This window comes from Rhizobium leguminosarum bv. trifolii WSM2297 (assembly GCF_000271845.1).
Window position 1 is genome coordinate 884,555 of record NZ_JH719395.1, and the last position, 26,959, is coordinate 911,513.

Sequence of the window (26,959 nt, forward strand, 5' to 3'; positions counted from 1 at the left end):
CCGGGAATATCATGCCGGCAAGACCAGACTGAAAAGCCGGGGGAGAGGCAGCCCGCCGCCAAAGGGCGACGGACCGACTGGATCAGACAAGGACGAAATCTTTGAAGTGAAGCGCCGGAGAATGATCGAGATCAGCGACATGGATGGCTGCGCCCGCCGCACTCCCATCCGCGTCAAAAGATAGGATGCCGCTCGCCTGATCGTAGATCAGCTTGTCATCCGCCTCGAGCGCTTTGGTGCCGAGAACGAAATTCTCGTCCGAAAATGCGGACAGGCTGAGCGCGGCGAAAATCGAATGGTCGAGCAGCAGCTTGTCGCCTGCCGCGGAGGAAAAATCGCGGATCTTGTCGACGCTGATATTGTCGGGCTTTACATCGAAGACGAAGCTATCGCCGCCACCGCCGCCGGTCAGAATGTCGGCGCCGGCTTTCCCGATGAGCTTGTCGTTGCCGAGCCCGCCGGTCAGCTGGTCGGCGCCTTTGCCGCCATTGATTATGTTGCTTCCGTCGTTGCCTGTCAGCACATTGGCCGTGTTGTTACCCGTCGCGTTGAGGTTGGCCGTTCCGGTCAAGGTGAGATTCTCAATCGTTCCTGATGTATGCACCTGATCAACTAGGCTGAAGGAGATCGAGGACTTGACGGTGTCCTTGCCGGATCCACCTGCTTCATCGACAAAATCGCCTTTGTTGTCGACCGCATAGGCGTCGTTGCCGCCATGTCCCGACATCCGGTCGGCGCCCGTGCTTCCATCGAGGATATTGTTGCCGGAATTGCCGACGAGAACGTTTGCCAGCGCATTGCCCGTGGCGTTGATATTCGCGGAACCGGTCAGCGTCAGATTCTCGACGTTGCCGATCGTATGCGTCGTATCCTTGAGGCTGAAGCTGATAGAAGACATGACGGTATCCGTCCCGCTGCCCTTGCTTTCGTCGACGATTTGCGTTGGGTTGGTTACGGTGAATATGTCGTTGCCCGTGCCGCCATAGATATGGCCGGTGGCCGGCGGCGGAGTGCTGGCGCTGCCGCCGATGTCGATAATAACGGGATGGTCGACGACCTCGACCGTCAGGGACGACACATTGCTGAGGCTTTTGATCGCCGTCGTCCCGCTCAGCGGATCGAAAACCTTCACGGAGCCGAAGGCGGTCCCGAGATTGACTTTGACGCTTGTTACTGCGGCCTGGATGGCCGTGTCGGTTGACTGGTTCCAGATATCCGGCTCGTTCCAGATGACGATCTGATAGCTCCCGTCCGATTTTTCGGTGAGCAGGCTGTGGGCCGAGGACGGCAGGCCGTCGATTGAATAATTGAGGGTCCCTGCGCTGAAGGTCGCCTTGGTAGCGCCGTCGTCCGCCAGTATTTCGGTCAGATTGTGGATCGCCGTCGCCGCCGGCTTGGCTGAATAGTCGAGATGAAAAAGGCCGAAATGCTTTTCCTGATTGGCGCCCTGGGGATCGGAATAGGCGTCCAGCAGTTCGTAGAGGAAGGTCTGCTTCGATCCGAGTGCCGCGCCGTCCATCAGCGTGTTGAGCAGGAGTTTTGCCTGCGTCGCTTCACTGACGCCTTCCCAGCCGCCATTGGTGTCGGCGCTGAGCGAGGTGTGGTAACCGGTCTCGGTGATCGCCAGCGGCTTGCCCGGATCGGCAGCACGCTGAACACCGGATTCCCGGGAAAGCCATGAGTATGGCTGGTCGCCATCCTTCGCATAGGTGTGGATCGTCGTGAAATCGGAGGCGGATGCGACGGTATATCCGGTAAAGCCGAGGACCGGGATGTTCTTCAGAAGCGGATCGGCGTTGACTGCGGCGGACAGGTCCTTCTGATAGGCGACTGCTGCGGCCTGGCCGCTCAGGCTATGATAGCTGACCGGCCAATTATTGACTTCGTTCGGCCCCTCGATGCCGACGACCGACCCCGGATGAGCCTCAACGAAGGCATGCAGCCGCTGCACCACAGCGGCAGGGTCCACTTCCCGCTGGGCGCTGAAGACGAATTGCAGGCCGGCGTCGGCCGCGTCGCCGAGATGCGTTTGACCGTTCGGGTCGGAAGCGGAGTTGGGGGCGTGATCGCGAACCGTATCGAGGCCAAGATAGTCTAAGGCCTTAACAACCTCACCGACATTGGAGTATTTCCCGTCGGTGTAATCCATATGCGTATCGATTCCAAAGGAACGAATAATATCGTTGATTCTAACGGCTTGAGCCATTCTGTTTCTCCCGGTCTGCGAGGGAGCCGGTCATGGGAATATATCCCCATTCTCTGAGGCCGATTCGATTTTATACACGAGGAGGCACGTGCAGCGTTTCCCGTTAACCACGGCATATTGTCCTGAATGTGGCTGCTATCGGGAAGGAATTTATCCAGTGGAATCATCAATCTGTGCTTGCATTTTTCGCAGTCGGCCGACAGATATGTCATTGGGACGGCCGCATAAGCGGAACCATCCGGTGCTCCACGCCGACGGTCGGCGCGCCGATCGTGCTGCTCATTCGGCGCCAAATTCTCGAAGCAGTGGACCCACACGACGCGGCTCATCGAAAGCAGCTTTTCCTGACGGCCAAGGATATTCGGACTGGTTGGCAATGACCCAGCCGAGCCTGACCGGCGGCGGGCTCTGCTTCGATGCGACTTGGTATGGCGATCTTCACCACAACCTCGTCGAATGTCACGGCGGCGCACAGGCGCAGCTGTTGAAGAATGCAGGTTTCGGCGACAATGCTCAGACTTATGGCGGCTGGAATGTCGGCAACGGCGGCGCAAAGATCAGCCGCGGCGGGAGCGCTCGATGCCGTGCTGCCTGCCTCAGGCGTCCTGGTCTTTCGCAGGCTGCAACACACCGCAGGTCACGCCTTGCAAGGCAGCAGGCAATGCGTGCGCACAGCGCTCAGGCAAACCCGACCGGCAGGTTTTCCAGTTTTCTGCGGGCACCGTAGTCGCGTTCATGCGGCGAGCGGCGGCGGCCGTCGCGGCGAGCTGACAGATCGATCCGGTTTTCAGCAAAGATCCCATCGGCATAAGTGCCGGTGTCATGGTTATCGGCCTCGATCTTTGGGGCAAGGATTTTCAGGATCATCAGGGTTCCTCCGCGGCGCACCATCAACATTCGGAAAGGCCGTTACACCCCATCTATAAACCGTGAATTATTAATAAATTAACCATAAGTGCCGGGGTCGACGCCGCCGTTGACCGATCGTTCACGCTGGATGGACGTTCAATGGATGATTGACGACGGGGGCATCGACGCGAGCATTCCCTCGGTCGTGCGGATTAGCCGCGCCGCGCGCACCATCACTTCCGCCCCCGTCTCTGTTTCGGCAATTTCGGTTGCCAAGCTCTCCAGCCCGTCCGCGACCCGGATCAGCGCCGGCAGCACGTCGGCCCGCCCGACTGCCTCGGCCGAGCGTGCGAGCTTACGGAGCGCTTGCGAATATCGCGAAATCAGTACGAGCTTCTGATCTGTTGAGATATCGCCGAGCAAGTCTTGCTCATGCGGGGACGGTAGGGATTTCGGCATGGATGCGACCTGTTGAAGTGCCGATAAACGCGCGCCTCCATTTTTTGTTCCAGCGTGGTGCTGCATGCGGTGCCGAAGCGTCGTCTCGGCTCTGCACCCGTTGCGAGGCTTCCATGGAACTCACGGACCGTGATTGCCGTTGATGTCGATGAACGCAGGAGGTTTCCATGCAATTGATCGATACGCGAGTGACACAGGCCGGCGACATCTTCACCGTCGAATTCTTGGGCGAGGGAGGAGAATCGATCTCCGTCAAGATCGACAACTCCCACGGCGAACTAGACGATACCAAGGCCGTCGACCACGCCAAGGTTATGATGGTCCAGCTGACCAGCTTTACGGGCGGTGAGGCGGATGGCAGCATCAACCGTTACGATGCCTTGAGCAACGGCAATTTCGACGAGGGCAGCAAGGGCCTGATCGGCCAGCCGAGCGCACGTTCGACCCACGACACTGAAACGCTGGAAGAGGAACTCGAGGAAGGCCTCGAGGACAGCTTTCCTGCAAGCGACCCTGTCTCGGCAACGGTTTCGTCTATTCCCGCCAACGCGCGACGGCACTGATCTCACCCTTGTTATTGCAAATGCAGACAGAGGCTGCCCGGTTCACGCGGGCAGCCTTCTTCTCGCATGACAGTTGGATGTCAAAACTGAGAAACAGCTGAAAACATCAGGTGTCTGATTGACATGGGAGCCTTCTAGAGAGGGCACGAGAAGGGAGTGCGCACGACGCGCTTCCCAGGTCTCGGAGACGCCCCCATGAAAATCATTCAGATCACCGACACCCATTTCAGCCCCAACAAGCCGCATTTCAACGGCAACTGGGCGCCGCTCCTGACCTGGATCGAAGCGACCGGCGCCGACCTGATCGTCCATACCGGCGATCTCACCGTCGACGGCGCCGACAAGGACGAGGACATCACCTTTTCGATGGATCTGATGCGTCAGGTGTCGATCCCAATGCTGATCGTCCCCGGCAATCACGATGTCGGCCATCTCAAGGGATCCGACCAGCCCGTCAACACCGAGCGGCTGGCCCGCTGGCGCAGCCTTGCCGGTGACGATCGCTGGCTGGAGGATGCCGCCGGCTGGCGCTTCATCGGCTTGAATTCGCTGCTGCTCGGGCATGAGGATGAGGAGGAAGAGGCCCAGTTCGAATGGCTCGCCAAGGCGCTCGAAGACAGGGCAGGGCGGCGGGTGGCTCTTTTCGCCCACAAGCCTTTGTTCGTCGATGCGCCCGATGAAGGCGATACGGGCTATTGGAGCGTTCGTCCGGCTCAGCGCCAGCAGCTCTATGATCTGATAGCAGCCCATGACGTGGCGCTGTTTGCCAGCGGCCACCTTCACTGGGCCTGGCAGGGACGTTTTAACAATACTCAGCTGACCTGGGGTCCGTCGGCCGCCTTCATCATCGACAAGATGGAACGGGAGATGCCGGGCGAGCGCCTGATCGGCGCTGTCGTCCACGAATTCGATACGTCGGTCGAGAGCGAGATCGTCGCCATTCCCGGCATGACCGCTTATGTGCTCGACGATGTCGTGCACGAGGTCTATCCCCAGGCGGTCAAGCAGCGGGAACCCGTCGAATGAGCGCGCTCTCGCTTCGCGGCATCACCAAGGCTTTCGGCGGCAACCAGATCCTCGACGGCGTCAGCCTCGACGTCGAGGCGGGCGAGTTCATTGCGTTGGTCGGCCCCTCCGGCTGCGGCAAGAGTACGCTGTTGCGCGTCCTTTCCGGCCTTGACCACGCCGACGGCGGCGAGATCCTGATCGGCGGCCAGAATATGTCCGGCGTGGCCGCCGCCGACCGCAACATCGCCATGGTCTTCCAATCCTACGCGCTCTATCCGCATCTGACGGCCTCTCAGAATATCGCCGTGCCGCTGGCGATGCGCCGGCTGTCGAGAATGCAGCGGCTGCCTTTCGTCGGATCTTTGATACCGGGCCAGCGCGCCACCCGCACGGCGATCGCCCGCGACGTCCGAGAGATGGCGACATCGCTGAAGATCGACCACCTTCTCGACCGCAAACCCGGCCAGATGTCGGGCGGCCAGCGTCAGCGTGTGGCGCTTGCCCGCGCGATGGTGCGCCAGCCAAGCGTCTTCCTGATGGACGAACCGCTGTCCAATCTCGACGCCAACCTGCGCGTCCATGCCCGCGGCGAGATCGTCGAACTGCATCGGCGCGCCGGTGTGCCGACTCTCTATGTCACCCATGACCAGGCGGAAGCGTTGTCGATGGCCGACCGCGTCGCCGTGATGATGGGCGGCCGACTGCTGCAGATCGCCAGCCCCGAGGTGATCTACGACGATCCCGCCCATATCGAGGTCGCCCGCTTCATCGGCCAGCCGCGCATCAATCTGCTCCCGGCTGTGGCCGAAGGCGGGACCATCGCTTTCGGCGGCTTGCGCCTGACGCTTGAGAATGCGCCCGACAGGAAGATGCCGGTGACGCTCGCCATCCGCCCCGAATTCGTCTTTCTGTCCAAGAACCGGCATGACGGTCTTGCCGCCCATATCGAACGCACCGAGTTCCTCGGGTCCGAAGTCATTCTACATTGCCGGCTCGATGCGGTCGGCGAAACTGTCATCGCCAAGGTTCAGCCGTCGGAAGCCGCTGGCCTTGTGGCCGGCGATCCCATCGGGCTTCGGTTGTCGCCCGGCCGTACGCTGATCTTTGCCGAGGACGGCAGCCGGCTGGCCGGCTTCGCAAACGCCGATGCCGGGCTCAGCGCCGCTGATGCCGGGCTCGCTCCCAGCAATGCCGGGCTCGCTCTTAGCAATGCCGCACGGGAGCGCGCGCATGGCTAGTGTCGTCTCGGTAGCCATGCCGCAGGATTCAGCCATTGCGCATCGGCGCAGTGAGGCCCGCATCGCCTGGATGCTGGTGCTGCCGGCGGTCGTCCTGCTTTTTCTCTTCGTGCTTTTGCCGGTTGCTGCGGTCATCGTCCTCGGTTTCACCGATTTCGAACTCGGTTACGGCAAGTTCCGTTTCGTCGGTTTCGAGAATTATGCGCACCTGATCACCGACCGCACCTTTCGCAAGTCGCTGTGGAATACCACTGTCTATACGGCGATCGTCGCACCCGTCTCGATCCTTCTCGGCCTCGGCATCGCCATGCTGATCGAGAGCGAGACCGCGGCGCGCAGCTTCTTCCGCACCGCCTATTTCCTGCCGGTCGCCTCGCTCATCGTCGCAATGGCAACCGTCTGGCAGTACATGTTCCACCCGACGATCGGCCCGATCAATGCGCTGCTGGCGCTTGCCGGGTTGCCCGGCCCGAACTGGCTGGGCAGCTCCGGCACGGTGCTCTACAGCCTGTCGATCATCGGCGTCTGGCAATCGGCCGGCTTCAACATGGTGCTTTTCCTGGCCGGGCTGACGGCGATCCCGCGTGAGCTTTATGCGGCCGCCGAGGTCGACGGTGCGAAATCCGCGCTCGACCGCTTCCTGCTGGTGACCTGGCCGATGCTCGGGCCGACGACGCTCTTCGTCATCACGATCAGCATCACCAATGCGGTCAAGGTCTTCGAGACGGTCAAGACCCTGACGGAGGGCGGTCCGAACAAGGCCTCGGAAGTGTTGCTCTTCACGATCTACCAGGAGGGCTTCGTCTATCTGCGCGTCGGCTACGCCTCGGCGATGACCGTAGTGTTTCTATTGATCCTCGTGGTGCTGATGTTCCTGCAGTACCGCATTCTCGACCGCCGGGTGCATTACACATGATGGCCAGCGCTTTTTCCCTCGGCAGGGTCATCCGCCTGAGCCTGCTTTGCCTCGGAGCGATCGTCTTCCTGTCGCCCTACATCTTCATGATCTCGGCGGCCGGCAAGACGCAGAGCGACATCTTCACCTCGTCGCTGTCGCTGATCCCGGCGCATCTCGCTTATGCCGAGAATTTCGCCAAGGCTCTGAGCCGGGTGCCGATGGCGCGGCTGTTGTGGAACGGCGTCGTCGTCTGCGGGCTGATCTTCTTCTTCCAGGTGCTGGTGGCGATCCCCTGCGCCTACGCCATGGCCAAGCTGCGCTTCGGCGCGGCGCGGGCCATGATGGTGCTGGTCATGCTCGGTCTGCTGGTGCCGATCCATGCGACGGCACTGCCGCTCTATGTCGCCTTCAGCAGCGCCTCGCTGCTCAACAGCTATGCCGCCCTGGTGGCGCCCTTCACCATCTCGGTCTTCGCGATCTTCATGTTCCTGCAGTACTTCCGCGCCATGCCGGATGATCTCATCCATGCGGCCCGTCTCGACGGCATGTCGGAACTCGGTATCGTCGCCCGGGTCATCGTGCCGAATGCCTGGCCGGCCGTCACTGCCTTTGCCATCTTCTCGGTCGTCGCCCATTGGAACGATCTCTACTGGCCGCTGATCGTCATCAGCAAGCAGGACTACGCCACGCCGCCGCTCGGGCTGATGTATTTCCGCGCCGCCGAGGCCGGCGACGACTACGGCGCGCTGATGGCGGCGACCCTGATCATTACCCTTCCCCTCGTCGTCGCCTTTCTGCTGGCGCAGAAGCGGTTCGTCGAAGGCATCACCATGACCGGTCTCAAAGGCTGACCGGTTTCAACTCAGGAGAACGAGCGATGAAACTTATTACCCAGCTGCTCGCCGCAGCGGCCGTATCGATGGCAGTCGCGCTTCCCGCGCAGGCCGAGACGACGCTGACGGTTCATTACCCGATGCCGGGCTTCTTCAAGGACGTGATGGACACGATCTCGAAGAAGTTCATGGAAGAAAATCCTGATATCAAGATCCAGTTCGCCAGCCCGTCGGCAACCTACGAAGAAGGTATCCAGACGATCCTTCGCCAGGTCGGCACCAGCGAAATGCCGGACATCACCTTCATTGGCCTGAACCGCCTGCGCATGCTCGACGAACGCGACGTCGCCGTCGACCTCGGTCCGCTCGTCCAGAAGGACGGCAACATGGCCGAGCAGGGCTTCTCCGACACCATCCTCAAGCTTGCCCAGGTCAAGGGCAAACAGGTGGGCCTGGCTTTCGCGACCTCCAATCCGATCATGTATTACAACGCCGATCTGGTGAAGGCGGCCGGCGGCAATCCCGACAACCCGCCGAAGACCTGGGATGAGGTCATCGCGCTCGGCGGTAAGATCAAGGCGCTCGGCAATGGCGTCGACGGCATCGATTTCCGCTGGCAGGGCGATGATTGGATGTTCTCCGCACTGCTCTTCGGCGCCGGCGGCAGGATGCTGAGCGAAGATGAAAGCAAGGTCGCCTTCAACGGCCCGGAAGGCGAAAAGGCCGTCGAGGTCCTGCATCGCCTGGCCACCGAGGGCGGCATGCCTGTTTTCACCAAGGCGGCCGGCGAACAGGCCTTCGCGGCCGGCAAGGTCGGTTTCGAATTCCAGACAACAGGCGCTTTGCGCAACACGATCAAGAATGTCGGCGATAAATTCGATCTGCGCACCGCTAAGATCCCGCTGATCGACCCGATCAACGGCCGTCTTCCCACAGGTGGCAATGCCGTCGTCATCCTGACGCATGACGCCGCCAAGCAGGATGCAGCCTGGAAGTTCGCCAAATTCGCCGCCGGCCGTTACGGCGCCTCGGTCGTCGTGCCCGGCACCGGCTATGTCCCGAACAACGAGCTTGCCGCCAAGTCGCCGGAATATCTCGGCGATTTCTACAAGCAGAACCCGCTGTTCCAGGCAGGCCTCAGCCAGATGCCGGTGATGATCCCCTGGTATGCCTTCCCGGGCTCGAATGGCGTCAAGGTTACCCAGACGATCGTCGACAACCTCTCGCGCATCGTCGACCAGTCGGCCGAGCCGAAGGAAGCACTTGACGACGCAGCCGCCGACGTCGAGGGCATGCTGCCGCGCAGCTGATAATCTCCTCCATCAGGGAAGTGGGTAGGGCCGTCACGCCGAGTGGCGGTCTTTTTGTTTCGAAGCTTCAGATGGCGCGCACCGTGCCGCCACGGCGAAGTGTATAGGCGACATCGAGATGGCGGGCAGGGGCGGCATTCTCCGCCATATCGAGCAGCAGCGAGGCGGCCGTCGCTCCCATGCTGGCATCCGGCATTTCGATTGTGGTCAGCGGCGGATCGATCAGCCGGCCGATGGCGATGCCGTCGAAGCCGGCGACCGAAACATCCCCCGGCACTGACAGCCCCTCGCGCTTCAGCGCGCCAATGACGCCGAGCGCCAGAAGGTCGTTGGAGGCGATGATCGCCGTCGGCGATAGCGAGGTCATCGCCGTGCCGAGATCGAGCTGGTCATAACCGCCGACGAAGGGGATCTCTACGGCCTCGAGCGATGTCAGTCCATTTTCGGCCATAGCGTCGAGATAACCCCGGTATCGAAGCCGCGCCCGGTCGGAAGCGGCGAAATTGCCGGAGAGGAAGAGAATGCGGCGATGGCCCATGCCGATCAGGAAGGTGGTGATCTCGCGGCCGGCGCCGCGATTGTCGGCGGTGACGGCGGCCGGAAATTGCGCGGTCGGCAGGTTGTTGAGCAGCACGGTCGGCGGCAGCCTGGCGAGCAACGCCTCGCTGGTCGAAGGATCGCAGACGGTCAGGATCAGCCCGGTCGGCCGATCGTTCAGAAGGGCTGCGACGGCATCGGCCTCGCGCGCCGGATCGTAATTCGACTGGGCGATCAAGACGCCATGGCCGGCCACCAGCATGCGGTTCTGGATGCTCGACAGCGACGAGGCAAAGACCGGATTGGTGATGCTCGGGATCAGCACGCCGACCACCGGCCTGCGCCCGAGCCGCCCGGCGGAGTGATAACCGAGTTCAGCGGCCGCGCGGCGCACCTTGCGCACCATCAGGTCGCTCGCCGGTCCATTGCGGTTGAGAACCCGGCTTGCCGTCGCCAGCGAGCATCCGGCCCGGAATGCGACCTGCTGCAATGTCGCCATCGAAAACGTCTCCTGGTGACAGATAAGGCGCAATCCCTTAGGAGGCTTCGATGACAATGGTCTGACAGTGGGTAAAGCGGCGAGTCGGAGGTTTCGCTTCTCGTCCGGTCATACACATGGAAGTTGAAGAAAAATGCAACCTGTGGAATAGTCAGATCAGCGCGATCCCCCCTTCAAGCTCATCCCTGGACAAGAATGCCTCACAAAATGGAATGCTCCGCCGCCTGGCGGTTTCTCGCGACGGTCGCCCTTGTCGCAAGCTTCGCGTCGTCGGCCTCTGCGGACACCCTGTCCACGCCCTGGCCACAAACGCAAAGCGACCTTAAAGCCGACACCAACCTCCATTTCGGCACGCTCGCCAATGGAATGCGGTTTGCGATCATGCGCAATGCCACGCCACCCGGGCAGGCAGCGATCCGCTTTCGCATCGGCTCCGGCTCGCTTGAGGAAAACGACAACCAGCAGGGCCTGGCGCATTTTCTCGAGCACATGGCCTTCAAGGGTTCGACGCATGTCGCCGAGGGGGAGATCATCCGCATCCTGCAGCGCAAGGGCCTGGCCTTTGGGCCTGATACCAACGCCCATACCTCTTATGACGAGACTGTCTATTCGCTCGATCTTCCCGAGGTCGATGCCGACACGGTTTCGACGGGCCTGATGCTGATGCGGGAGACGGCAAGCGAGCTGACCCTCGATGCCGGCGCCTTCGATCGCGAACGCGGCGTCATCCTTTCGGAAGAGCGGCTGCGCGACACGCCGCAATATCGCGCCGGGCTCGGAATCATGAATTCGTTGCTCGCCGGCCGGCGTGCGACCATGCGCGCGCCGATCGGCAAAACCGATATCATCAGCAAGGCGCCAGTAGACCTCGTCCGCGATTATTACCGGGCCAATTACCGGCCCGAGCGGGCGACGCTGATGGTGGTGGGCGATATCGACCCGGCGGCCATGGAAGCCCAAATCCGGCAGCGCTTCGGCGACTGGAAGGCCGTGGGTCCGACACCGACAAAACCGGATCTGGGCACGTTGGAGACGAAAGGCGAAAACGCCGACGTCCTCGTCGTTCCCGGCGGCATGACCAGCGTACAGATCGCCTGGACGCGTCCCTACGACGCCGCGCCCGACACGTTTGCCAAGCGCCGCACGCAGCTGATCGAAGATCTCGGCCTTTTGGTGCTCAAACGCCGGCTGAGCACCATTGCCAGCAAGGCGGATGCCCCTTTCATCAGTGCGGTCGCCGGCTCCCAGGATCTTCTTGATTCCGCTCATATCGTCCTGATTGTGGCGAATTCCGAGCCGGATAAATGGCAGGCGGCGCTCACGACCATCGACCAGGAACAGCGGCGCATCCAGGAGTTCGGCGTTGCGCAGGCTGAACTCGATCGCGAAATCCTCGAATATCGCGCGTTCGTTCAGGCTGCTGCGGCTGGAGCCGCGACGCGCACGACTACCGACATCGCTTCCATGCTGGCGAGTAGCGTCGATGACAATCAGGTCTTCACGTCGCCCGCCGAAGACCTTTCGCTGTTCGAGACGATAACCAACGGCGTCACCGCGGCCGAGGTCAATCAGGCCCTGCGGCATGCTTTCTCCGGCAACGGTCCGCAGGTCGTGCTGCAGACGGCCCAAGCACCGCAGGGGGAAGCCGACACGGTTCGGCAAGTCTATGATGCTTCAAAGGCTATTACCGTCTCGGCATCATCCGGTGCAGCCGACGTCGCCTGGCCCTACACCCATTTCGGCGAGCCGGGCGCCGTGGTCGAACGCCGCGCCGTCGACGATCTCGGCTTGACCATGGTGCGCTTTTCCAACGGCGTCCGGCTGACCGTCAAGCCGACCAAGCTGCGCGCCAACGAAGTGCTGGTGCGCGAAGATATCGGCCGCGGCCGGCTGGACCTGCCGCAGGACCGTCCCGTGCCGATCTGGGCATCTCCGGCCGTCGCGCTGTCCGGCGTGAAGGCGATGGACTACCAGGATATACAGAAAGCGCTGACGGCCAACATCGTCGGCATCGACTTCTCGGTCGGCGACAGCTCCTTCAAGTTCGACGGTCGCACGCGGACGGAAGATCTTGCAACGCAATTGCAGCTGATGGCGGCATACACCTCCGATCCCGCCTATCGCCCCGAGGCATTCAAGCGGGTGCAGAAGGCCCTTTTGAGCGGCCTTGATCAGTATCAGTCGACCCCCGGCGGGGTTGTCAGTCGTGATTTCGGAGGTCTGGTGCATTCCGGCGATCGGCGCTGGACCTTCCCTGATCGCGCTGAGTTGTCCGCCGCCAAGCCGGCCGATTTCGAGGCGCTGTTCCGGCCTATGGTTTCCAACGGCCCGATCGACATCACCATTGTCGGCGACGTCACGGTGGATGACGCCATCCGGATGACAGCTGAAACCTTCGGCGCTTTGCCGCCGCGGCCCGAGGCAGTGGCGAGCAAGGATTGGGGTGACGTACGTTTTCCGGCGGTGAACAAGACGCCCGTCTTGCTGACCCATAGCGGCAGGGCGGATAACGCCGCCGCCGGCTTCGGGGCTCCGATCGGCGATTTGCTCTCCGATCTGCCGCGGTCGTTCACCGCCAATATCGCTACCCAGATTTTCCAGAACAGGCTGATCGACCAGTTTCGTATTGCGGAAGGCGCAAGCTACGCCCTGGAGGGTGACGCGAACCTGTCACGGGAAATCCCCGGCTATGGCTACGCATTGTTCTACGTCGAGACGGAGCCGGCAAAGATCGCGCGCTTCTATGCGCTTGTCGACGAGATTGCCAATGACCTCGGGTCGCATGACGTCTCTCCGGACGAGTTCGCGCGCGCCCGGGAACCGATCATCGAGACACTGAAGCATCAGCGGCAGAGCAACGAATATTGGCTTGAATATCTGCGCGGCGCTCAGACGGATGAGCGCCGTTTGAACCGGATACGCGACAATCTCAGCAGCTACGACAAGGTCACCGCCGGGGATATCCGCGAATTTGCCGCGACCTATTTCAGCCCGGAAAAATTCTGGAAATTCGAAGTGCTGCCGGCGGCGGTAAGATAGGTGTTTTGAATGGTATGTGTTGAACCGTCGCCAGCAAACGGAGGTCTACTCTGAGCACAGGAAAAATGCCGCGGTCAGGCCCGCCGTCTCTCTGCCATTAGAAACACCGCCAGGACACAGCTGAGCAGGCCAAGGGACATCGGCAACCCCTGATGTCCGATCAGCTGCATCGCCGGTCCTGCAGCGGGCGAGCCCGCTATGCCGCCGACGCCCCATGCGAAGGCGAAGGCGGCGTTGCCGGCAATCAGGGTCTGGCCGGTGAAACGCTCGCCGAGCTGGATCAGGGACATGGTGTAGATCCCGAATGAGACCCCGCCCCAGACGAAGATCAGTGGCCAGATCAGCCATGCATTGAAGACCAAAGGCAGCAGCAGGCAACCGGCAAGGCAAGCCAACACGCAGAATGACATGGCCCGTCTCGAGCCGAACCGTTCGGCGATGCGGCCGAGCAAGATCTGCATCGCGGCATTGCCGGCGATGAAACAGGTGATGAGCGAAGCGATCCGCCCCTCGGCGCTGCCGAGTGCCGCGCCATACACTGCAAAGAGGGAAAGCAGGATCTGCTCGAAGGCGGCAGCTGTGAAAACAGCAAACAGCAGCAGCGGCGCCAGCACAAAAAAGCCGCCGAGCGATGTTGCCTCGCCTTCAGCAGGCATCTTTGGCACGCGTGGCGCAACGGCAGCCACGATGAAGCCGCAGGCGAAAAAGGCCGCGATACCGGCCACGAAGGGCGGCCAGCCCTGCGTGCCGGTGAGGCCGAGCGACAGCGGACCGATGGCAAAGCCTGCCGAAACGGTTGACGAATAAAGGCCCATGATGCGACCGCGCCGCGCCGCCGGCGTGATCGAGATCAGCCAGGTCTCGCTGATCACATAGAGCGGATTGGCGAAGACGCCGAGCAGCAAGCGCAGCGGCATCCAGGCCCAAACATTCTGTATCCAGCCAATCGCTATCAGGGTGAGGGCGGCCAGGATCGAACACAGAATGGCCAGCCGCGCCCCGCCCAGGCGCCGCGACAGCGCCGGAATGAAGGGCGCCGATACAATGAAACCCAGCGGCGTCATCGCCGCCGACAGGCCGATCAGGCCGGAGGTCGTTGCCTGCCGCTGCAGGATGAAGCTCAGCAGCGGATAGGTCAGACCCTGCGCCACGGCGAATACAGTAACGGTCGCGATGATCCCCGCCATCGCCGCCCATCGGATGTGGGCTTCCCTCGGTGATAGGATGTTTTCGGCACTCATGCAGATGTCCTCGGTTCGAAGAGGATGAATTCTGCGGGATGTGGCGGGCGCCGTAATTAAGCTCTCCCAAAAAGTTCTCAAAAATTTCCAAAGGGGCTAAACAGGTCAAGATCGAACCCAGGACCATCAGGAAATGACCGCCTCGCCCACTTTTCTCGGCCTTCCCAATCGCCTCGCCGATGACCGTTTGCCCCGCGCGGTGATTTTCGCCGCCGCCCACGGCAGCACCTATCCCGGCAAGGATAGCAGCGGTTATGCCTTGGCCTCCGGCGCCATTCGTGCTGCAAGCCAGGATGATGCCGGGCTCGTCGAGCACTGGGATTTCGATCTCGGCGGGCCGCTGTTCGATGGCAAGCCGATCTCATGCATCGACGTGGGCGATATCGAGACGACCATGCACGACAATGCTGGCAACCGGGCCCGGATCGAGGCGAAGACCCGCGAGATTCTCTCATCGCCGGCCATACCGATCCTGCTCGGCGGCGACTGTTCCGTGACCATTCCTTTCCTTGCCGGCTTTGCGGCGCAAGGGCCGGTCAGGGTTCTGCAGATCGACGCTCATATCGACTGGCGCGACGAGGTGCATGGCGAACGCTACGGCTATTCAAGTCCGATGCGCCGGGCGAGCGAGATGCTGCATGTCGCCGGCATCGTGCAGGTCGGCCTGCGCGGCGTCGGCAGCGCGCGCATCTCCGATATGGAAGCGGCGCAGCGCTACGGCAGCTGCCTTGTGACCGCTCGCGAGGTTCATGCCCGGGGCGTCGAAGCCGCACTCCAGCATATTCCGGAAGGAGCGCAGGTCGTCGTCACCCTCGATTGCGACAGCATCGATCCCGGCATCATGCCGGGCGTGGCGGCGCGCACCCCTGGTGGCCTGACCTACACGCAGCTGATCGATCTGATCGCCGGCCTCGGCAGGCGGGCGCGGATTGCGGGATTCGACCTTGTCGAACTCTATCCTCCCGCTGAAATCGGCGGCCTGTCGGCCCTGACGGCGGCGCGGCTTCTCGTCAACGTGATCGGCGCCATCGTCCGGCAGGTTTGATCCTCTTTCTCGCAGCAAGCCGTCCATGGGGTCACGGACGAACAGTTTGATCCAAGCTTTAAAGACTCTAGAATACGCCCATGCAGGGATCGCGTTTTGCCTTTGGTCCGTTCGTGCTTGATCCGGCTGCGGGAACGTTGCTTCGGAATGACGATCCCGTTGCCGTCGGCCATCGCGGGCTGAAGCTGCTTGCGACGCTTGTCGGCCGGCCCGGCGAAATCCTCGGCAAAGCCGAGCTGATGGACGCTGCCTGGCCCGGCCGGGCGGTCGAGGAAGGCAACCTCACCGTCCAGATCGCGCAGCTGCGCAAGCTGCTCGGCCCGACTGCCGGCGGCGGCGAATGGATATCGACAGTTCCACGCGTCGGCTACCGCTTTACCGGCGCCCTGCATCGGCTCGGCGCCGTCAAGCCGAAAGCTTTGCCGCTGCCCGACAGGCCATCCATTGCTGTGCTGCCCTTCGCCAATATCAGCAACGATGTCGAGCAGGAATTCTTCGCCGATGGCCTGACCGAAGATCTGATCACCGACCTTTCCAGGATGCCGGGCTTGTTCGTCATCGCCCGCAACTCGGCTTTTTCCTACAAGGGGAAGGCGGTTGACATGCGAGAGATCGCCGAGGAACTCGGGGTGCGTTACCTGCTCGAAGGCAGCGCCCGACGCGCCGCAGGACGGGTCCGCATCAATGCTAAGCTGATCGACGCCGTTAGCGGCGATCACCTATGGGCGGAACGCTTCGATCGCAGCCTCGACGATATCTTTGCGGTGCAGGACGAGGTGACGGAGAGGATCGTCGAGGCGCTGCTCGGCCGGCTGCGCACAGCGCCGCCGCTCAATCGGCCAAGCAGCATAGAGGCTTACGATCTCTGCGTGCGGGCGCGCAGGCTGATGGATGATTCCCCGCAGGCGGCTGAGGAAGCGCATCTGATGCTGACGCGCGCCGTCTCCCTCGACCCCGATTATGCCGAGGCCTATCGCTGGCTGGCCATGAACCATTGGATGGGATGGGTCCATAGCGGCGGACCGACACAATCCACGCGCAGCCTTGCTTTAGAACTGGCGCGCCGGGCTGTCGCGATCGATCCCAACGACGCCGGCTGCCGTTGGGTCCTGGCTTACCTGCTTGCTTATGAGCGCGACTTCGCCGAAGCGGATGCGGAATTCGCCAAGGCGATCGAGCTCGACCCGAACGAGGCCGATACTTTTGCGGCGTTATCCGACATCACCGTCCTTGCCGGCCGGGTCGGGCAGGGGCTCGAACACATTCGCAAAGCGTTCCGGCTGAACCCGTTTCCGGCAAGCTGGTACTATCTGGCGCTCGGCCAGGCGCAGTACGCGGCCGGCGATTACCAAGCTGCAGTCGAGACGCTGCGCCGCGACGAGACCTATCGCACCAGCTCCCGCCGTTTCCTGGCGGCAAGCCTTGCCCAGCTGGGGCGGCTCGACGAGGCGCGCGCCGAGACCGATCTCTTCCTCGTCGCCAACCCCCATTTCTCCACCCATCACTGGGCAGAGACCGAGCCATTCCGTGACGCTCGAACGCGCGAGCATTTCGTCGATGGCTACCGTAAGGCCGGTCTTCCCGAGTGATGGCCATGGCGTAACCCGCTTCAGGCAGCGCGGCCGTCAGATAATTTGAAGAGCGCCGGCGATGGGCCGCGCCGCCCGCCAGACCAGCGGAACCAGCACTAAGGCGGCCGCCGGAAGCACGATCCAGTTGATCGTCTCCCAGCCGGAGCTGTGGAGAAGCGAGCCGGCCGAGAAGGATGCGCAGGCGACCGTGCCAAAGACCATGAAGTCGTTTGCGCCCTGCACCTTGCTGCGTTCGGCCGGCGTGTGGCAGTCGGCCACCATGGCGGTCGCACCGATGAAGCCGAAGTTCCAGCCGATCCCGAGCAGAACCAGCGAGAGCCAGAAATGGGCGATGTCGAAGCCGGAGAGCGCGACGGCCGCCGAGCAGCCGATGAGAAGCAGACCGACGGCCGCGACCCGTTCCTTGCCGAAGCGCACCATCAGGCGGCCGGTGACGAAGCTCGGGGCATACATGGCGAGAATATGCCATTGGATCCCCAATGCGGCCTGGTCGATCGAGTGACCATGCCCGACCATGGCGATCGGTGACGCGGTCATGACAAAGGTCATCAGCCCGTAGGACACGACACCGGTTGCGATGGCGAGGAGATAGCGCGGCGATGTCAGGATCTGGACGAGCGGCGGCTCCGCGGCGCTTTCCGAAGCATGCGCCGCCCGCGGTGTCGATGTGCGAAGCATGAGCAGCACCGGAAACGCCAATCCGGCAAGCGCGGCCTGGCTGACGAAGCTTCCGGCAAAGGGCGTTCCCGGAAGCGCGTCGCGCGTCCAGATCACCAGTTGCGGGCCGATGATCGCGGCGATCAGGCCGCCGACCATCACGCGGGCGATCGCCTTCTGGCCCTGCGCCCCGGTGGTGTGGTCGGTCGCGGCGAACCGGTAGCTCTGTACATAGGAGGAATAGAAGCCTGCCAGACAGGTGCCGAGACAGAAGACCAGGAAGTTGGAGAGCACGATCCCAAGCGCAGCGACCAGGCCCGAAACCACGCCGATCACCGCGCCCAACAGATATCCTGGCTTGCGTCCGAACCGACGCATCACCCAGGCGGCAGGCAGGGTCCCGAGTGCCAGCCCAAGGCTGAGAAGGCTGACGGGAAGCGTGACCAGATCGGGATCGGTCGACAGATGCTGCCCGACCAGACCGCCCAGCGAAACGATGATCGGAGCATTGGCGCCACCGAAGGCCTGCGCAACCGTCAGGACCCAGGAGTTGCGCTTTGCGGTTCCCGGGTCGGCCGAGGCTTGATGCATGACGTTCATCTGGAGTCCATCTTCGACAGGATGTCGGCGACCGCGCGACCGGCAGCGACGACTGCACCGGCCAGATAACCAGGTTCGAAAGGGCTTGTCTCGCTTCCCGCCAGGATGAGGCGGTCCTTCCACAGGCCAGACACCCATTGCGAGCTACCCGGCAGCGGATGCCCGCCGCCCACACGATCGGCGGCGGTGGCTGTCAGCGGATCGGCAGCCCAGTCCTTCAGCAGAACCGCCCGCGGCGCGAGGGCGCCGGAACCGAACAGCCTGGAGAGCTGTGCCAGGCAAGCTTGTTTCAACATCTCCTCGCCAAGCGCGGCGCGCTGATCGGCGCCGACGCCTGGGAAGCCGAAGAGAGCGGCCTTGCCGGAGGCGGTCGTTGCGTCATGGATTTCCACCAGTGGCCCCACCATGCTCTGCGCGGTGCCGGACAGTCCGGCTGTTCGCCAGAATGGTTCGTCGTAAATGGCGAAGAACTTCGCGTGCGGAGCCATCCAGGTCGCGGTGTCGCGCCACCGAGCGGCGGTTGCCGAATCCTGTTCGGGGCTGAAACTCACCGTCGCTTCCAGCAGCCGGGGCGGCAGTGCGGCGACAACCTGCTCCGCCTGAAGGATGCCGATGCTCCCCTGGCTTCTCTTCACCGTGAGCTCGATCCCGGCGTCGGAAAGGGCCATCGCCGTAACCGTTGCATCAAGGTGTATTCGATCGACGGGTATCTCGCGCGCCAATGCGCGCACGACCGATGCCGTGCCGCCGGAAAGCCGCATCGACTGCTGTTCCTGCATCGCCGGCAGATAGCGCTGCGGCGTCTCCCGCGACATTCTTTCGAAAACCACGGCGCCCTCGCTGTTCTGCGCGAAGGAATGGAGACCGAGTTCGCCGATCAGCGTCTCCATCGGCGGCTGCATCTGCGGCCAGTACCAGGATGGGCCGAGGTCGAAGCCGTCTTCCGCCGCCATGCCGGCTTCATCGGCGGTCAGGATGCGGCCGCCCAGCCGATCCCGTGCTTCGAGGACGATCACATCGATCCCCGAAGCGTAGAGGGCGCGTGCCGCATAAAGCCCGGCGAGGCCGCCGCCGACGACGGCTACGGTGCAAGCTTTCATCTCGTCGGTCCTCTATCTCCAGCCTGGTCGAAGGCTAGAACGTCGGCGTGAAGGAGAGGGGCCGACTTGTACCAGACCTTTGCGCCACGATCGCCGACCCGTGCGCGGAACATTTGGCCCTGGGGAAGGCGCAGCCAGGTCCAGCGTTCAAGTATATCGCCGGCCTCAGTAAGGGAGCCATCGATCACCAGCAGCTCAAGCCCCTGGGGATTGGCCAGCTCGATGTCGGCGTGTGCCTGCCAGTCCTCGAGCATCACACGCTCGTCTGCTCCATCGAAGAGGGTTCTCGACGACGTTGCTGCGCTGCCAGGCTCGCCGCTCCGGCCTTCGCCGGGCAGGCGGACGATCCGTTCCCGGTCGCTTTTCTTGAACTGCCAGAGCTTGACGAAGATCACGCATCCGTCGTCGCTTCCGGGTGCGTGCCCGGTTCCGGGAGGGTTTCTGATGTAGCTGCCGGCCGGGAAGTCGCCGCTCTCGTCCTGAAAGACGCCGTCCAGAACGAGAAACTCTTCGCCGCCTGGATGTTCGTGATGCGGGAACCGGCTGCCGGCGGCATAGCGCACGATCGAGGTGGCGCGGGCCTTTTCGTCGCCGATGCGGAACAGCATGCGCCGATCCACGCCCTTCGCGGGGCTCGGCATCCATTCGAGCCGGCCGGCATGGACAAGGGCGCGCCGGGAGAAGTCGTCATTGAGCAACATGGTCAAAGCTCCGATCTGCCGCCGTCGACGACGATCTCCGCACCGAGCATATAGCTCGACGCGTCGCTGGCAAGGAACAGAACGGCGGCTGCGATCTCCTCCGGCCTGCCCATGCGCCCGATCGGCACCTGTGCGCCGACCCGCTCCGCATAGGCGCGAAACTCTTCCTCGGTCTGGTTCTTTCCGCGGTGAATAGGTGTCTCGATCGAACCGGGGCTCACGGCATTCACCCGGATCTTGCGGTCGAGCAGTTCGGCCGACATCGTCCGCGCGAAGGAGCGAACGGCCGCCTTCGAAGCGGAAAGGATCGCCCGTCCTGGCGTGCCGACCTGGTTCAGCCAGGAGGTGTTGAGGATGATCGAGCCGCCCTCGCGCATCAACGGCAGGACAGCCTGCACGGTGAAGAAGACGCCCTTCACGTTCGCATCCATGATCTTATCATAGGTCTCCTCGTCAGCCGTCGCGAGCGGTGTAGCGAGCGCCACGCCCGCGTTTGCGAACAGAACGTCCAGCGATCCGAACGCGTCCTGAAGCTCTGTTCGCATCCGCTTCAGATCATCAAGCGAGGACATATCGGCACGGATCGCAACGACACCGCCGCCCAAATCATCCACGGCGTTGTCGAGCTTCTCCTGCGAGGCCGGCAATGGCCACCGGCGCACCGCCATCGCGCAACTGCCTTGCCGCCGCGAGACCGATCCCGCTCGAGCCGCCGGTGATCAACGCCGTCTTTCCCTGAAACATCATCCTAAAACCTCTTTGTCCTTCCTCCAGGGTAGCGCACGAGATTGCATTGGCGAGGAAAACCGGGCATACCGCAAAGAAAGAAAAACTTTGTCGTGGGCGAGATGAGAGACCTGACCAGATTGAAGTCCCTGCAGGCGCTGGAGGCTTCCGCGCGGCATGGCAGCTTTGTCGGAGCGGCAGCCGAGCTGGATGTCACGCCTCCTGCCGTCGGCCAGCTCGTCCGTTCGCTGGAGGATTGGGTCGGCTATCCGCTTTTCCGGAGAAGCCGCTCCGGCGCCGAACGGCTGACGCCCGTCGACGAAGCCCAGGACGCGTTGGATGATATTGCCCGAGGACTCGATCTTCTCGAAACGGGGTTGCGGAAGCTCCGCGGTAGAAAGGCCCGGTCGGTTGTGGTGGTGACGGCGCCCCGGCATTGGTCGCCAACTGGTTGCTTGCAAGATTGGACGACTTCTCGACGAATTATCCGACGATCGATGTCCGGCTTGATGTGTCGGACAGGGTCATCGATCTGGCCCAGGGCGAGGCCGATGTCGGGATACGCTGCGGTCTTGGTTCCTGGAAGGGTGTGAAATCGACCTTCCTCATGAGCGAGGAGATTATCGCGGTTTGCCATAATCGGCTGCTGCCGGTGGATCGGGAGGTGACTGCCGGTTGGATCGTCGAACAGACGCTGATCCACGACGGCACGCCGCATCCGGGTGGCGACTTTCCGACATGGGCCGAATGGCTGGGCAGATCCGGTGCAAACCAGGTTCCATCGGAACGCGGGCTGAAGATCAATTCCACGGCCGCAGTGATCCAGGCCGCAGTCGCGGCGAGGGGCGTCGCGCTGGTGCGCAGGGCGCTCGTGGCACAGGAGCTCGACAGCGGCAGGCTGGTTCATCTGTTGCCGGACGTTCGCTGGCCGGTGAAGTGGGCGTACTACATCGTCGCCGCGCCAAAGGCGTTGCGTCGATACGAGATTGCAGCATTTCACGATTGGCTGGCTTCCCGTCCCAAATCAGGATGATGTCAGGCCTCCGCCTCAAACAGCCATATTCGACGCAGCCGACATCACTTCGCGGGGGGCGGGACCGCCGAACATATGACGGCCACCGTCCTCGACTTCGGTGAAACACCAACGCACGACACCATCGCGATCGAGCAGGAATTCGCCGACAAGCTGGCCATGACCGGTCGCGATCATCTGCGTGTCATCCTCGGTGAATTCATAACCATCGGCCTTGTCGAGATAGTCCACCGCCGCCATCACATCCATGGGCTCGGGGAGCTCACCCGGCATGTCGATACGCATCGAGGTCACGGCGCTCATGCTGACTTTGTACGGCCAGTCGTTCTCGGCTTCCGTGAACTGAAGATTCGGCAGGCCGAAGGCCTTGTGCGAGACCCGTTCCGGGTCGGATGCAGCCAGAAGATTGGGAAGCGGATGGTAGCGGAAATAGAGGCGCGCGCGCTCGATCGGGGTATTCACGACGGTCAGGCTATCGATGCCTTTTTCCTGCAATGCATCGGTCAGTTCAGCCATGGCGGCGATCTGCCGGCGGCAGAAGGGGCAATGCAGTCCGCGGAACAAGCCGACGAGCACCGGCCTCTGGCCGCGAAAATCATCGATGGCGATCTTGCCCTGGCGGGTGATTGCGTCCAGCACCACGTTCGGCGCCCGATCTCCAGGCTGCAACGGTCTTTCCGAGTGGTTCTCCTGCATGTTTAGTTCCTCCCTTTATCTATTTGACTTGATTTAACTAACCGATCTCAGAGAGTTGCGCTGAGAGGAAGGTCAGTCGAGAAACGGCAAGACCACAAGTGTGCCTGGATCGAGGTTGTGGCGGATGCACACATCCTGAGCCAGCGTGAAATACCGTTCCGCCTCGTCCATGTTGTCATGCTCGAGGCTCAGCGTCGCCAAGCCATCATAACACGGAAAGAGCAATTGCGGTTCGTCAATTTCCTTTGCAACCTCAAGGGCTTCCTCGTAATACTTACGGGCTAGGTTTGGCTGTCCGTGGCATTGATGAATCTGCCCGAGGACGATCAACGGCACCGAGAGATGGTCGCGCTGGTCGAGCGCCCGGTCGATTTCGACGGCCTTCTCCGCTGCCGGCACACCTTCGGCTGCGCAGCGATCGGTAAAGGTGCAGCAGGAAACCGCGAGATTGGCGAGAAGGCGCGCCTGGAAGCCGAGATCGCCGATGCGGGTTGCCACCTCCAGCCCACGCCGGCAGATCTTGATGGCACTCGCCGGATCGACGATCGTGTAGAGCACGCCGAGATTGGAATAGGCGCGGCACGCCGCACTTTGCAGATCGGCCTTTTCGGCGACCGAAAGGCTGCGCTCGACTTCCTGCACGGCATCGCGGCGGCGTCCGAGCCGCGCCAGCGCTGCACCCTTGGTATTCAAAGCCTCCGCCATCGCCCGCGCCGCCTCCCGCCCGGCCTCGGTGGTTCCGTCGATCGGCAGCGTTTGCAGGCATTGCAGCGCCTGGGTCGCCCACTCGGCGGCGGCAGCCTGATCGCCCATGCGGAAGGCCAGATGGCCGCGCTCCTGCAAGAGATGCGCATGTTCGACCGGCGCATCGATTGTCGCGATCATCGCCTCGGCCGCCGCGCAATGTGTCTCCGCCTGGTCGCGGCGTCCTGCATCGAGATGCAGTCGGCCGGTCTTTCGCAATATCCTCGCTGCGGCGATCCGGTCGTCTTTGGCGCGATGGATCGCGAGCGCCTGCTGATAGTGGTTCAAGGCATCGTCGCGGCGGCCGGCAGGAGCGCAGAGATCGCCAAGACGCTCCATCAGCGCCAATTGCTCTGCCGTCGCCTCCGGCTCGTTTGCGAAGGCCGCAAGGGCCTGGCGGTAAAGGCGCATGGCATCGTCATTGGCGTAGGTCTTGCGCGCCAGATCGCCCGCAGCCATCAGATAGCCGGCGCCCTTGGCCTTTTCGGTGGTCAGGCTGAAGTGATGGCCGAGCTGCGCCAGATGCTCGGGCCGCTCCGGTGCCAGGCCATATTGGCGTTCCAGAACCCGGCCGATCCGCAGATGCAACTCCATGCGCCGTTGCAGCAGCAGATTATGATAGATGACGTCGTGCATCAGGGTCTGGCTGAAGCGATAGCCTGGGGCGCCCCCGGCATCCGGACCGCGCAATTCCTCGATGATGTCGGCATCGCAGAGATAATCCAGCGCCGCATCGACGGCGGCCGGGTCGGTGGCGACGGTGCGGAGCAGGGCGGTATCGAATTTCGGCCCGACGACCGCTGCTTCCTGCGCCAAGCGTCTCATCTCTTGCGGCAGACGATCGACGCGGGCGAGCAACAGCGCCTGCAGATTGACCGGGATATCGACATCCGTGTCTTCGGCGGCGAGATGCCAGCGCTGACCATCATTGTGCAACGTGCCCATGTCGATCAGGACCCGGAGGATTTCTTCGATGAACAGCGGATTGCCGCCGGCCCGGTCGAGGATGCGTTTGCGCATCGTGACCGGCAGTTTGCCGTGACCCTCGCCGAAAAAGGCAGCGAGCAGCTTCTGCCCATCGGCCGCAAAGAGCGGTTCAAGACGTTGTACGGTGACGTTGACGCGATCGGAGTTCAGCGGGTCGGTCTGCGATGTCGGCCGGTAGATCGCCAGCAGCATCAGCCGGCTTCGCTCCAGCCGATCCATCATGAAGCGAAGCACTTCAAGCGAGGCGGCGTCCGCCCAGTGCAGATCCTCGATGACGAGCAGCAGCGGACTTTGCGCCAGCCGCCGCTCGAAGACCGTGCGCACCGCATAGAAGATCTGTCGCCGCAGCTGCTCCGGCTCGATGTGCCGCAACGCGCCATCGGGATCACCGAGGCCAAGAACATGCTGAAACAGCGGCAAAAGCCCCTCGACATCCTCCTGGGTGAGATCGAGCGCGCGGAACCCCGTTGTCAGCAGTTGCCGTGTCCGGTCGAGATCATCCCGCTCGCCGATGCCGTAAGCGCTGCGGACGACCGCGGCAAGCGTGCCGTAGGATTGTTCGCCGAGTGGCGAGCAGGTTGCCTTGCGGATGGCAAGGCCCTGGAAGCGGGCAGCAGTGCCGGCGATCGCCACGAATTCGTCGGCAAGCCGTGACTTGCCGATACCGGCTTCGCCGATCAGGCGGACGAGTTGGGCCGCGCCGCCGCAGGCGAGATCGAGGCAGGTCAGCAGCCGCGACAACTCTGCATCCCGCCCGATCATCGGCGCCTGAAGGCCGAAACTTTCGAGCCCGCGCGCCGTATGCGGCGCTTCCAGCAGCCCTGTCAGCCGATGGACGAGGACGTTTCCGCTTTTCCCGCGCAACGCCTGCGCCCCCAGACTGTCGAAGGCAAAGGCATGGCGGGTGAGACGATAGGTCAGCGGTCCGACGAGGATATCGTTTTCGCCCGCCATCGATTGCAGCCGCTGGGCAGTGTTCACCGTGTCGCCGGTCACCGAATAGGATTTGGTGCTGACGGCACCAAAGCCGCCGGTTACGACGGGTCCGCTATTGATGCCGATATGCAGACGCAGCGGGACGCCGGCGCGGGCGTTCCAGCGCTCGCCGACCTCGGTGGCCCGACGGATCATATCGAGCGCGGCCCCGAGCGCCCGGACCGGATCGTCTTCATGGGCGACCGGCGCGCCGAACAGCGCCAGCAGCGCATCGCCGACGAATTTGTCGACGAATCCGCCATAGGCTTCCACCGCCTGCGTCATCTCCTCGAACAATTCGTTCTGCAGCACCCGCATGATTTCGGGGTCGATCTGCTCGCTCAACGTCGTGAAGCCGCAGAGATCGGCAAAGAGCACCGTCACGGGCCGCCGGTCGGCATCGCTGTCTGATTTCTGCGGCACCACCTCGACGCTTGGCTTCAGCGCCGGCGGGGCTTTGCCTGAGATCGACGCACCGCATCTCGGGCAGAAGGCAAAATCCGGCTGACAGACGCAGCCGCAAGCAGCGCAGGAGAGAGGCTGCCTTGCGCCGCATCGCGGACAGAAAGCAAAACCGCTCTGAATATCGAAACCGCAGCCGGCGCACTCCATCGCACGCGTCCCACGAAGGCCTGATGTGTCACGGCGATTTCGACCGCAACCAGCGGGCTTTAAACGGGGCCAGCATGAACCTGCCGCGTGGGGCCTGCAAGCCCTAAACAGAACGGCCCGTACGCTGCCGCTTCCGAGAGCGCCACTGCCTTGGTTACCTGACGCCGGTGCAGGGCGGAAAGCAGTTCGTGTCCGGAGAGGTGCCTCGGGCAAATGATATTTCGCGTTGACGAAGATCAAGGCGGATTGAACGCAAAAGCGCGAGCCTGCGAACTCCTCATGGAGGAGGGAGCCACCGATGAGCTACATCCTGAAAGACCTGACCCCGGCGGAATGCTCCGCCGTTCTCGCGCAATCCCGATTTGGCCATCTGGCCTGTTGCAAAGATGGCCGGCCCTACGTGGTGCCGATCTATTTCGCCTATGCGAAGGGCACGATCTACAGCTTTTCAATGCCGGGGAGAAAGGTCGACTGGATGCGCGCGAACGAAAATGTCTGTCTGCAAATCGACCAGCGCGGCGCAGGCAAGGGTTGGACGAGTGTCGTCGTCGATGGGCGGTTCGAGGAGTTCCCGGATACAGACCTTTGGCGCAGTGAGAGGTTGCAGGCCTGGTCGTTGCTGCAAAAACACTTCGATTGGTGGGAAGTCGGCGCGTTGAAGCTGCAGGAACAACCGACTGGCTCGGTCTCCGAACACATATTTTACGGCATATTCGTCCGAGAGGTGAGCGGTCGAACGGCGCTCTCAGTTGACTGAGACAATCGCCTGGGAAGGGGCGCCCGGACGATCCCAAGCGCCTTGTTCAGTGGG

The 26,959-nt window shown here is 62.6% G+C and carries 21 protein-coding genes and 3 pseudogenes; 13 read left to right on the top strand and 11 right to left on the bottom strand.

Features of this window, described 5'->3' with window-relative positions:
* Positions 1–82: 82 nt before the first annotated feature.
* Entirely contained in the window at positions 83–2,206 is a 2,124-nt protein-coding gene (locus RLEG4DRAFT_RS19585) for a calcium-binding protein (RefSeq protein WP_003579279.1), read from the bottom strand.
* Positions 2,207–2,441: 235 nt separating this feature from the next.
* Here RLEG4DRAFT_RS19585 and RLEG4DRAFT_RS64450 point away from each other — a divergent pair.
* Positions 2,442–2,714: pseudogene (locus tag RLEG4DRAFT_RS64450) on the top strand (alpha-amylase family glycosyl hydrolase); the annotation flags it as partial.
* Positions 2,715–2,884: 170 nt separating this feature from the next.
* Here the strand turns inward: RLEG4DRAFT_RS64450 and RLEG4DRAFT_RS19590 are convergent.
* A complete protein-coding gene (locus tag RLEG4DRAFT_RS19590) occupies positions 2,885–3,073 on the bottom strand; it encodes a hypothetical protein (RefSeq protein ID WP_003579282.1) in 189 nt (62 codons plus the stop codon).
* Positions 3,074–3,211: 138 nt separating this feature from the next.
* Entirely contained in the window at positions 3,212–3,514 is a 303-nt protein-coding gene (locus tag RLEG4DRAFT_RS19595) for a hypothetical protein (protein ID WP_003579283.1), read from the bottom strand.
* 167 nt (positions 3,515–3,681) lie between these two features.
* Between RLEG4DRAFT_RS19595 and RLEG4DRAFT_RS19600 the strand changes: the two genes are divergently transcribed.
* From RLEG4DRAFT_RS19600 to RLEG4DRAFT_RS19625, 6 genes are all read left to right on the top strand, one after another.
* Positions 3,682–4,077: a hypothetical protein gene (locus RLEG4DRAFT_RS19600; protein ID WP_003579284.1), complete on the top strand. Its 396-nt coding sequence runs from the start codon at positions 3,682–3,684 to the stop codon at positions 4,075–4,077.
* Between the two features lie 195 nt (positions 4,078–4,272).
* A complete protein-coding gene (locus RLEG4DRAFT_RS19605; protein ID WP_003579285.1) occupies positions 4,273–5,103 on the top strand; it encodes a metallophosphoesterase family protein in 831 nt (276 codons plus the stop codon).
* Positions 5,100–6,323 (top strand): ABC transporter ATP-binding protein, encoded by a 1,224-nt coding sequence (locus RLEG4DRAFT_RS19610; protein ID WP_003579286.1) that lies wholly within the window; start codon positions 5,100–5,102, stop codon positions 6,321–6,323. The genes RLEG4DRAFT_RS19605 and RLEG4DRAFT_RS19610 overlap by 4 nt, the downstream gene beginning before the upstream one ends.
* Positions 6,316–7,239: a carbohydrate ABC transporter permease gene (locus RLEG4DRAFT_RS19615; protein WP_003579287.1), complete on the top strand. Its 924-nt coding sequence runs from the start codon at positions 6,316–6,318 to the stop codon at positions 7,237–7,239. The genes RLEG4DRAFT_RS19610 and RLEG4DRAFT_RS19615 overlap by 8 nt, the downstream gene beginning before the upstream one ends.
* The gene (locus RLEG4DRAFT_RS19620) at positions 7,236–8,072 is read left to right on the top strand and encodes a carbohydrate ABC transporter permease (RefSeq protein ID WP_003579288.1); all 837 of its coding nucleotides are present in this window, start codon (positions 7,236–7,238) and stop codon (positions 8,070–8,072) included. The genes RLEG4DRAFT_RS19615 and RLEG4DRAFT_RS19620 overlap by 4 nt, the downstream gene beginning before the upstream one ends.
* A 26-nt stretch (positions 8,073–8,098) precedes the next feature.
* The gene (locus RLEG4DRAFT_RS19625) at positions 8,099–9,364 is read left to right on the top strand and encodes an ABC transporter substrate-binding protein (protein WP_003579289.1); all 1,266 of its coding nucleotides are present in this window, start codon (positions 8,099–8,101) and stop codon (positions 9,362–9,364) included.
* A gap of 67 nt (positions 9,365–9,431) precedes the next feature.
* On the opposite strand, the gene RLEG4DRAFT_RS19630 is transcribed toward RLEG4DRAFT_RS19625, so the two are convergent.
* Complete coding sequence (locus RLEG4DRAFT_RS19630) at positions 9,432–10,400, bottom strand: substrate-binding domain-containing protein (protein WP_003579290.1); 969 nt, start codon at positions 10,398–10,400, stop codon at positions 9,432–9,434.
* Positions 10,401–10,595: 195 nt separating this feature from the next.
* Between RLEG4DRAFT_RS19630 and RLEG4DRAFT_RS19635 the strand changes: the two genes are divergently transcribed.
* Positions 10,596–13,439: a M16 family metallopeptidase gene (locus RLEG4DRAFT_RS19635; protein WP_003579291.1), complete on the top strand. Its 2,844-nt coding sequence runs from the start codon at positions 10,596–10,598 to the stop codon at positions 13,437–13,439.
* A gap of 74 nt (positions 13,440–13,513) precedes the next feature.
* Here RLEG4DRAFT_RS19635 and RLEG4DRAFT_RS19640 read toward each other — a convergent pair whose 3' ends face one another.
* A complete protein-coding gene (locus RLEG4DRAFT_RS19640; RefSeq protein WP_003579292.1) occupies positions 13,514–14,680 on the bottom strand; it encodes an MFS transporter in 1,167 nt (388 codons plus the stop codon).
* Positions 14,681–14,813: 133 nt separating this feature from the next.
* On the opposite strand from RLEG4DRAFT_RS19640, the gene RLEG4DRAFT_RS19645 reads away from it, so the two are divergent.
* Positions 14,814–15,725 carry an agmatinase gene (locus tag RLEG4DRAFT_RS19645; protein WP_003579293.1) on the top strand — a complete coding sequence of 304 codons (912 nt, stop codon included), beginning with the start codon at positions 14,814–14,816 and terminating at the stop codon, positions 15,723–15,725.
* A gap of 80 nt (positions 15,726–15,805) precedes the next feature.
* Positions 15,806–17,314 carry a winged helix-turn-helix domain-containing tetratricopeptide repeat protein gene (locus RLEG4DRAFT_RS19650; RefSeq protein ID WP_003579295.1) on the top strand — a complete coding sequence of 503 codons (1,509 nt, stop codon included), beginning with the start codon at positions 15,806–15,808 and terminating at the stop codon, positions 17,312–17,314.
* Between the two features lie 36 nt (positions 17,315–17,350).
* Here the strand turns inward: RLEG4DRAFT_RS19650 and RLEG4DRAFT_RS19655 are convergent, their stop codons facing one another.
* From RLEG4DRAFT_RS19655 to RLEG4DRAFT_RS19670, 4 genes and pseudogenes are all read right to left on the bottom strand, one after another.
* Positions 17,351–18,574, bottom strand: coding sequence for an MFS transporter (locus tag RLEG4DRAFT_RS19655; RefSeq protein WP_003579296.1), 1,224 nt, complete (start codon positions 18,572–18,574; stop codon positions 17,351–17,353).
* Entirely contained in the window at positions 18,571–19,674 is a 1,104-nt protein-coding gene (locus RLEG4DRAFT_RS19660; protein WP_003579299.1) for a flavin monoamine oxidase family protein, read from the bottom strand. The genes RLEG4DRAFT_RS19655 and RLEG4DRAFT_RS19660 overlap by 4 nt, the downstream gene beginning before the upstream one ends.
* A complete protein-coding gene (locus tag RLEG4DRAFT_RS19665) occupies positions 19,671–20,375 on the bottom strand; it encodes a cupin domain-containing protein (RefSeq protein ID WP_003579301.1) in 705 nt (234 codons plus the stop codon). The genes RLEG4DRAFT_RS19660 and RLEG4DRAFT_RS19665 overlap by 4 nt, the downstream gene beginning before the upstream one ends.
* Positions 20,376–20,377: 2 nt before the next feature.
* Positions 20,378–21,119 (bottom strand): annotated as a pseudogene (locus RLEG4DRAFT_RS19670) (SDR family oxidoreductase).
* A gap of 104 nt (positions 21,120–21,223) precedes the next feature.
* Here RLEG4DRAFT_RS19670 and RLEG4DRAFT_RS47105 point away from each other — a divergent pair.
* Both RLEG4DRAFT_RS47105 and RLEG4DRAFT_RS47110 read left to right on the top strand, forming a co-directional pair.
* Positions 21,224–21,355, top strand: a pseudogene (locus RLEG4DRAFT_RS47105) (LysR family transcriptional regulator); the annotation flags it as partial.
* Between the two features lie 209 nt (positions 21,356–21,564).
* Positions 21,565–22,134: a LysR substrate-binding domain-containing protein gene (locus RLEG4DRAFT_RS47110; protein WP_245277972.1), complete on the top strand. Its 570-nt coding sequence runs from the start codon at positions 21,565–21,567 to the stop codon at positions 22,132–22,134.
* A 15-nt stretch (positions 22,135–22,149) separates the two neighbouring features.
* Here the strand turns inward: RLEG4DRAFT_RS47110 and RLEG4DRAFT_RS19680 are convergent, their stop codons facing one another.
* Both RLEG4DRAFT_RS19680 and RLEG4DRAFT_RS19685 read right to left on the bottom strand, forming a co-directional pair.
* Positions 22,150–22,830 carry a peroxiredoxin-like family protein gene (locus tag RLEG4DRAFT_RS19680; protein WP_003579304.1) on the bottom strand — a complete coding sequence of 227 codons (681 nt, stop codon included), beginning with the start codon at positions 22,828–22,830 and terminating at the stop codon, positions 22,150–22,152.
* Positions 22,831–22,902: 72 nt separating this feature from the next.
* Positions 22,903–26,148, bottom strand: a complete 3,246-nt coding sequence (locus RLEG4DRAFT_RS19685; protein ID WP_003579305.1) for an adenylate/guanylate cyclase domain-containing protein — start codon at positions 26,146–26,148, stop codon at positions 22,903–22,905.
* A gap of 298 nt (positions 26,149–26,446) precedes the next feature.
* Here RLEG4DRAFT_RS19685 and RLEG4DRAFT_RS19690 point away from each other — a divergent pair, with 298 nt between their 5' ends.
* Positions 26,447–26,905: a pyridoxamine 5'-phosphate oxidase family protein gene (locus RLEG4DRAFT_RS19690; protein ID WP_003579306.1), complete on the top strand. Its 459-nt coding sequence runs from the start codon at positions 26,447–26,449 to the stop codon at positions 26,903–26,905.
* Positions 26,906–26,959: the final 54 nt, after the last annotated feature.

Bases quoted from the DNA above. Each gene is read 5' to 3' on its own strand.
- RLEG4DRAFT_RS19645 (WP_003579293.1), top strand. From the start codon at position 14,814: ATGACCGCCTCGCCCACTTTTCTCGGCCTTCCCAATCGCCTCGCCGAT.
- RLEG4DRAFT_RS19605 (WP_003579285.1), top strand. From the start codon at position 4,273: ATGAAAATCATTCAGATCACCGACACCCATTTCAGCCCCAACAAGCCG.
- RLEG4DRAFT_RS19650 (WP_003579295.1), top strand. From the start codon at position 15,806: ATGCAGGGATCGCGTTTTGCCTTTGGTCCGTTCGTGCTTGATCCGGCT.
- RLEG4DRAFT_RS19690 (WP_003579306.1), top strand. From the start codon at position 26,447: ATGAGCTACATCCTGAAAGACCTGACCCCGGCGGAATGCTCCGCCGTT.
- RLEG4DRAFT_RS19660 (WP_003579299.1), bottom strand. From the start codon at position 19,674: ATGAAAGCTTGCACCGTAGCCGTCGTCGGCGGCGGCCTCGCCGGGCTT.
- RLEG4DRAFT_RS19610 (WP_003579286.1), top strand. From the start codon at position 5,100: ATGAGCGCGCTCTCGCTTCGCGGCATCACCAAGGCTTTCGGCGGCAAC.
- RLEG4DRAFT_RS19680 (WP_003579304.1), bottom strand. From the start codon at position 22,830: ATGCAGGAGAACCACTCGGAAAGACCGTTGCAGCCTGGAGATCGGGCG.
- RLEG4DRAFT_RS19665 (WP_003579301.1), bottom strand. From the start codon at position 20,375: ATGTTGCTCAATGACGACTTCTCCCGGCGCGCCCTTGTCCATGCCGGC.
- RLEG4DRAFT_RS19685 (WP_003579305.1), bottom strand. From the start codon at position 26,148: ATGGAGTGCGCCGGCTGCGGTTTCGATATTCAGAGCGGTTTTGCTTTC.
- RLEG4DRAFT_RS19615 (WP_003579287.1), top strand. From the start codon at position 6,316: ATGGCTAGTGTCGTCTCGGTAGCCATGCCGCAGGATTCAGCCATTGCG.
- RLEG4DRAFT_RS19620 (WP_003579288.1), top strand. From the start codon at position 7,236: ATGATGGCCAGCGCTTTTTCCCTCGGCAGGGTCATCCGCCTGAGCCTG.
- RLEG4DRAFT_RS19595 (WP_003579283.1), bottom strand. From the start codon at position 3,514: ATGCCGAAATCCCTACCGTCCCCGCATGAGCAAGACTTGCTCGGCGAT.
- RLEG4DRAFT_RS19625 (WP_003579289.1), top strand. From the start codon at position 8,099: ATGAAACTTATTACCCAGCTGCTCGCCGCAGCGGCCGTATCGATGGCA.
- RLEG4DRAFT_RS19585 (WP_003579279.1), bottom strand. From the start codon at position 2,206: ATGGCTCAAGCCGTTAGAATCAACGATATTATTCGTTCCTTTGGAATC.
- RLEG4DRAFT_RS19640 (WP_003579292.1), bottom strand. From the start codon at position 14,680: ATGAGTGCCGAAAACATCCTATCACCGAGGGAAGCCCACATCCGATGG.
- RLEG4DRAFT_RS19655 (WP_003579296.1), bottom strand. From the start codon at position 18,574: ATGAACGTCATGCATCAAGCCTCGGCCGACCCGGGAACCGCAAAGCGC.
- RLEG4DRAFT_RS19600 (WP_003579284.1), top strand. From the start codon at position 3,682: ATGCAATTGATCGATACGCGAGTGACACAGGCCGGCGACATCTTCACC.
- RLEG4DRAFT_RS19630 (WP_003579290.1), bottom strand. From the start codon at position 10,400: ATGGCGACATTGCAGCAGGTCGCATTCCGGGCCGGATGCTCGCTGGCG.
- RLEG4DRAFT_RS19590 (WP_003579282.1), bottom strand. From the start codon at position 3,073: ATGATCCTGAAAATCCTTGCCCCAAAGATCGAGGCCGATAACCATGAC.
- RLEG4DRAFT_RS19635 (WP_003579291.1), top strand. From the start codon at position 10,596: ATGCCTCACAAAATGGAATGCTCCGCCGCCTGGCGGTTTCTCGCGACG.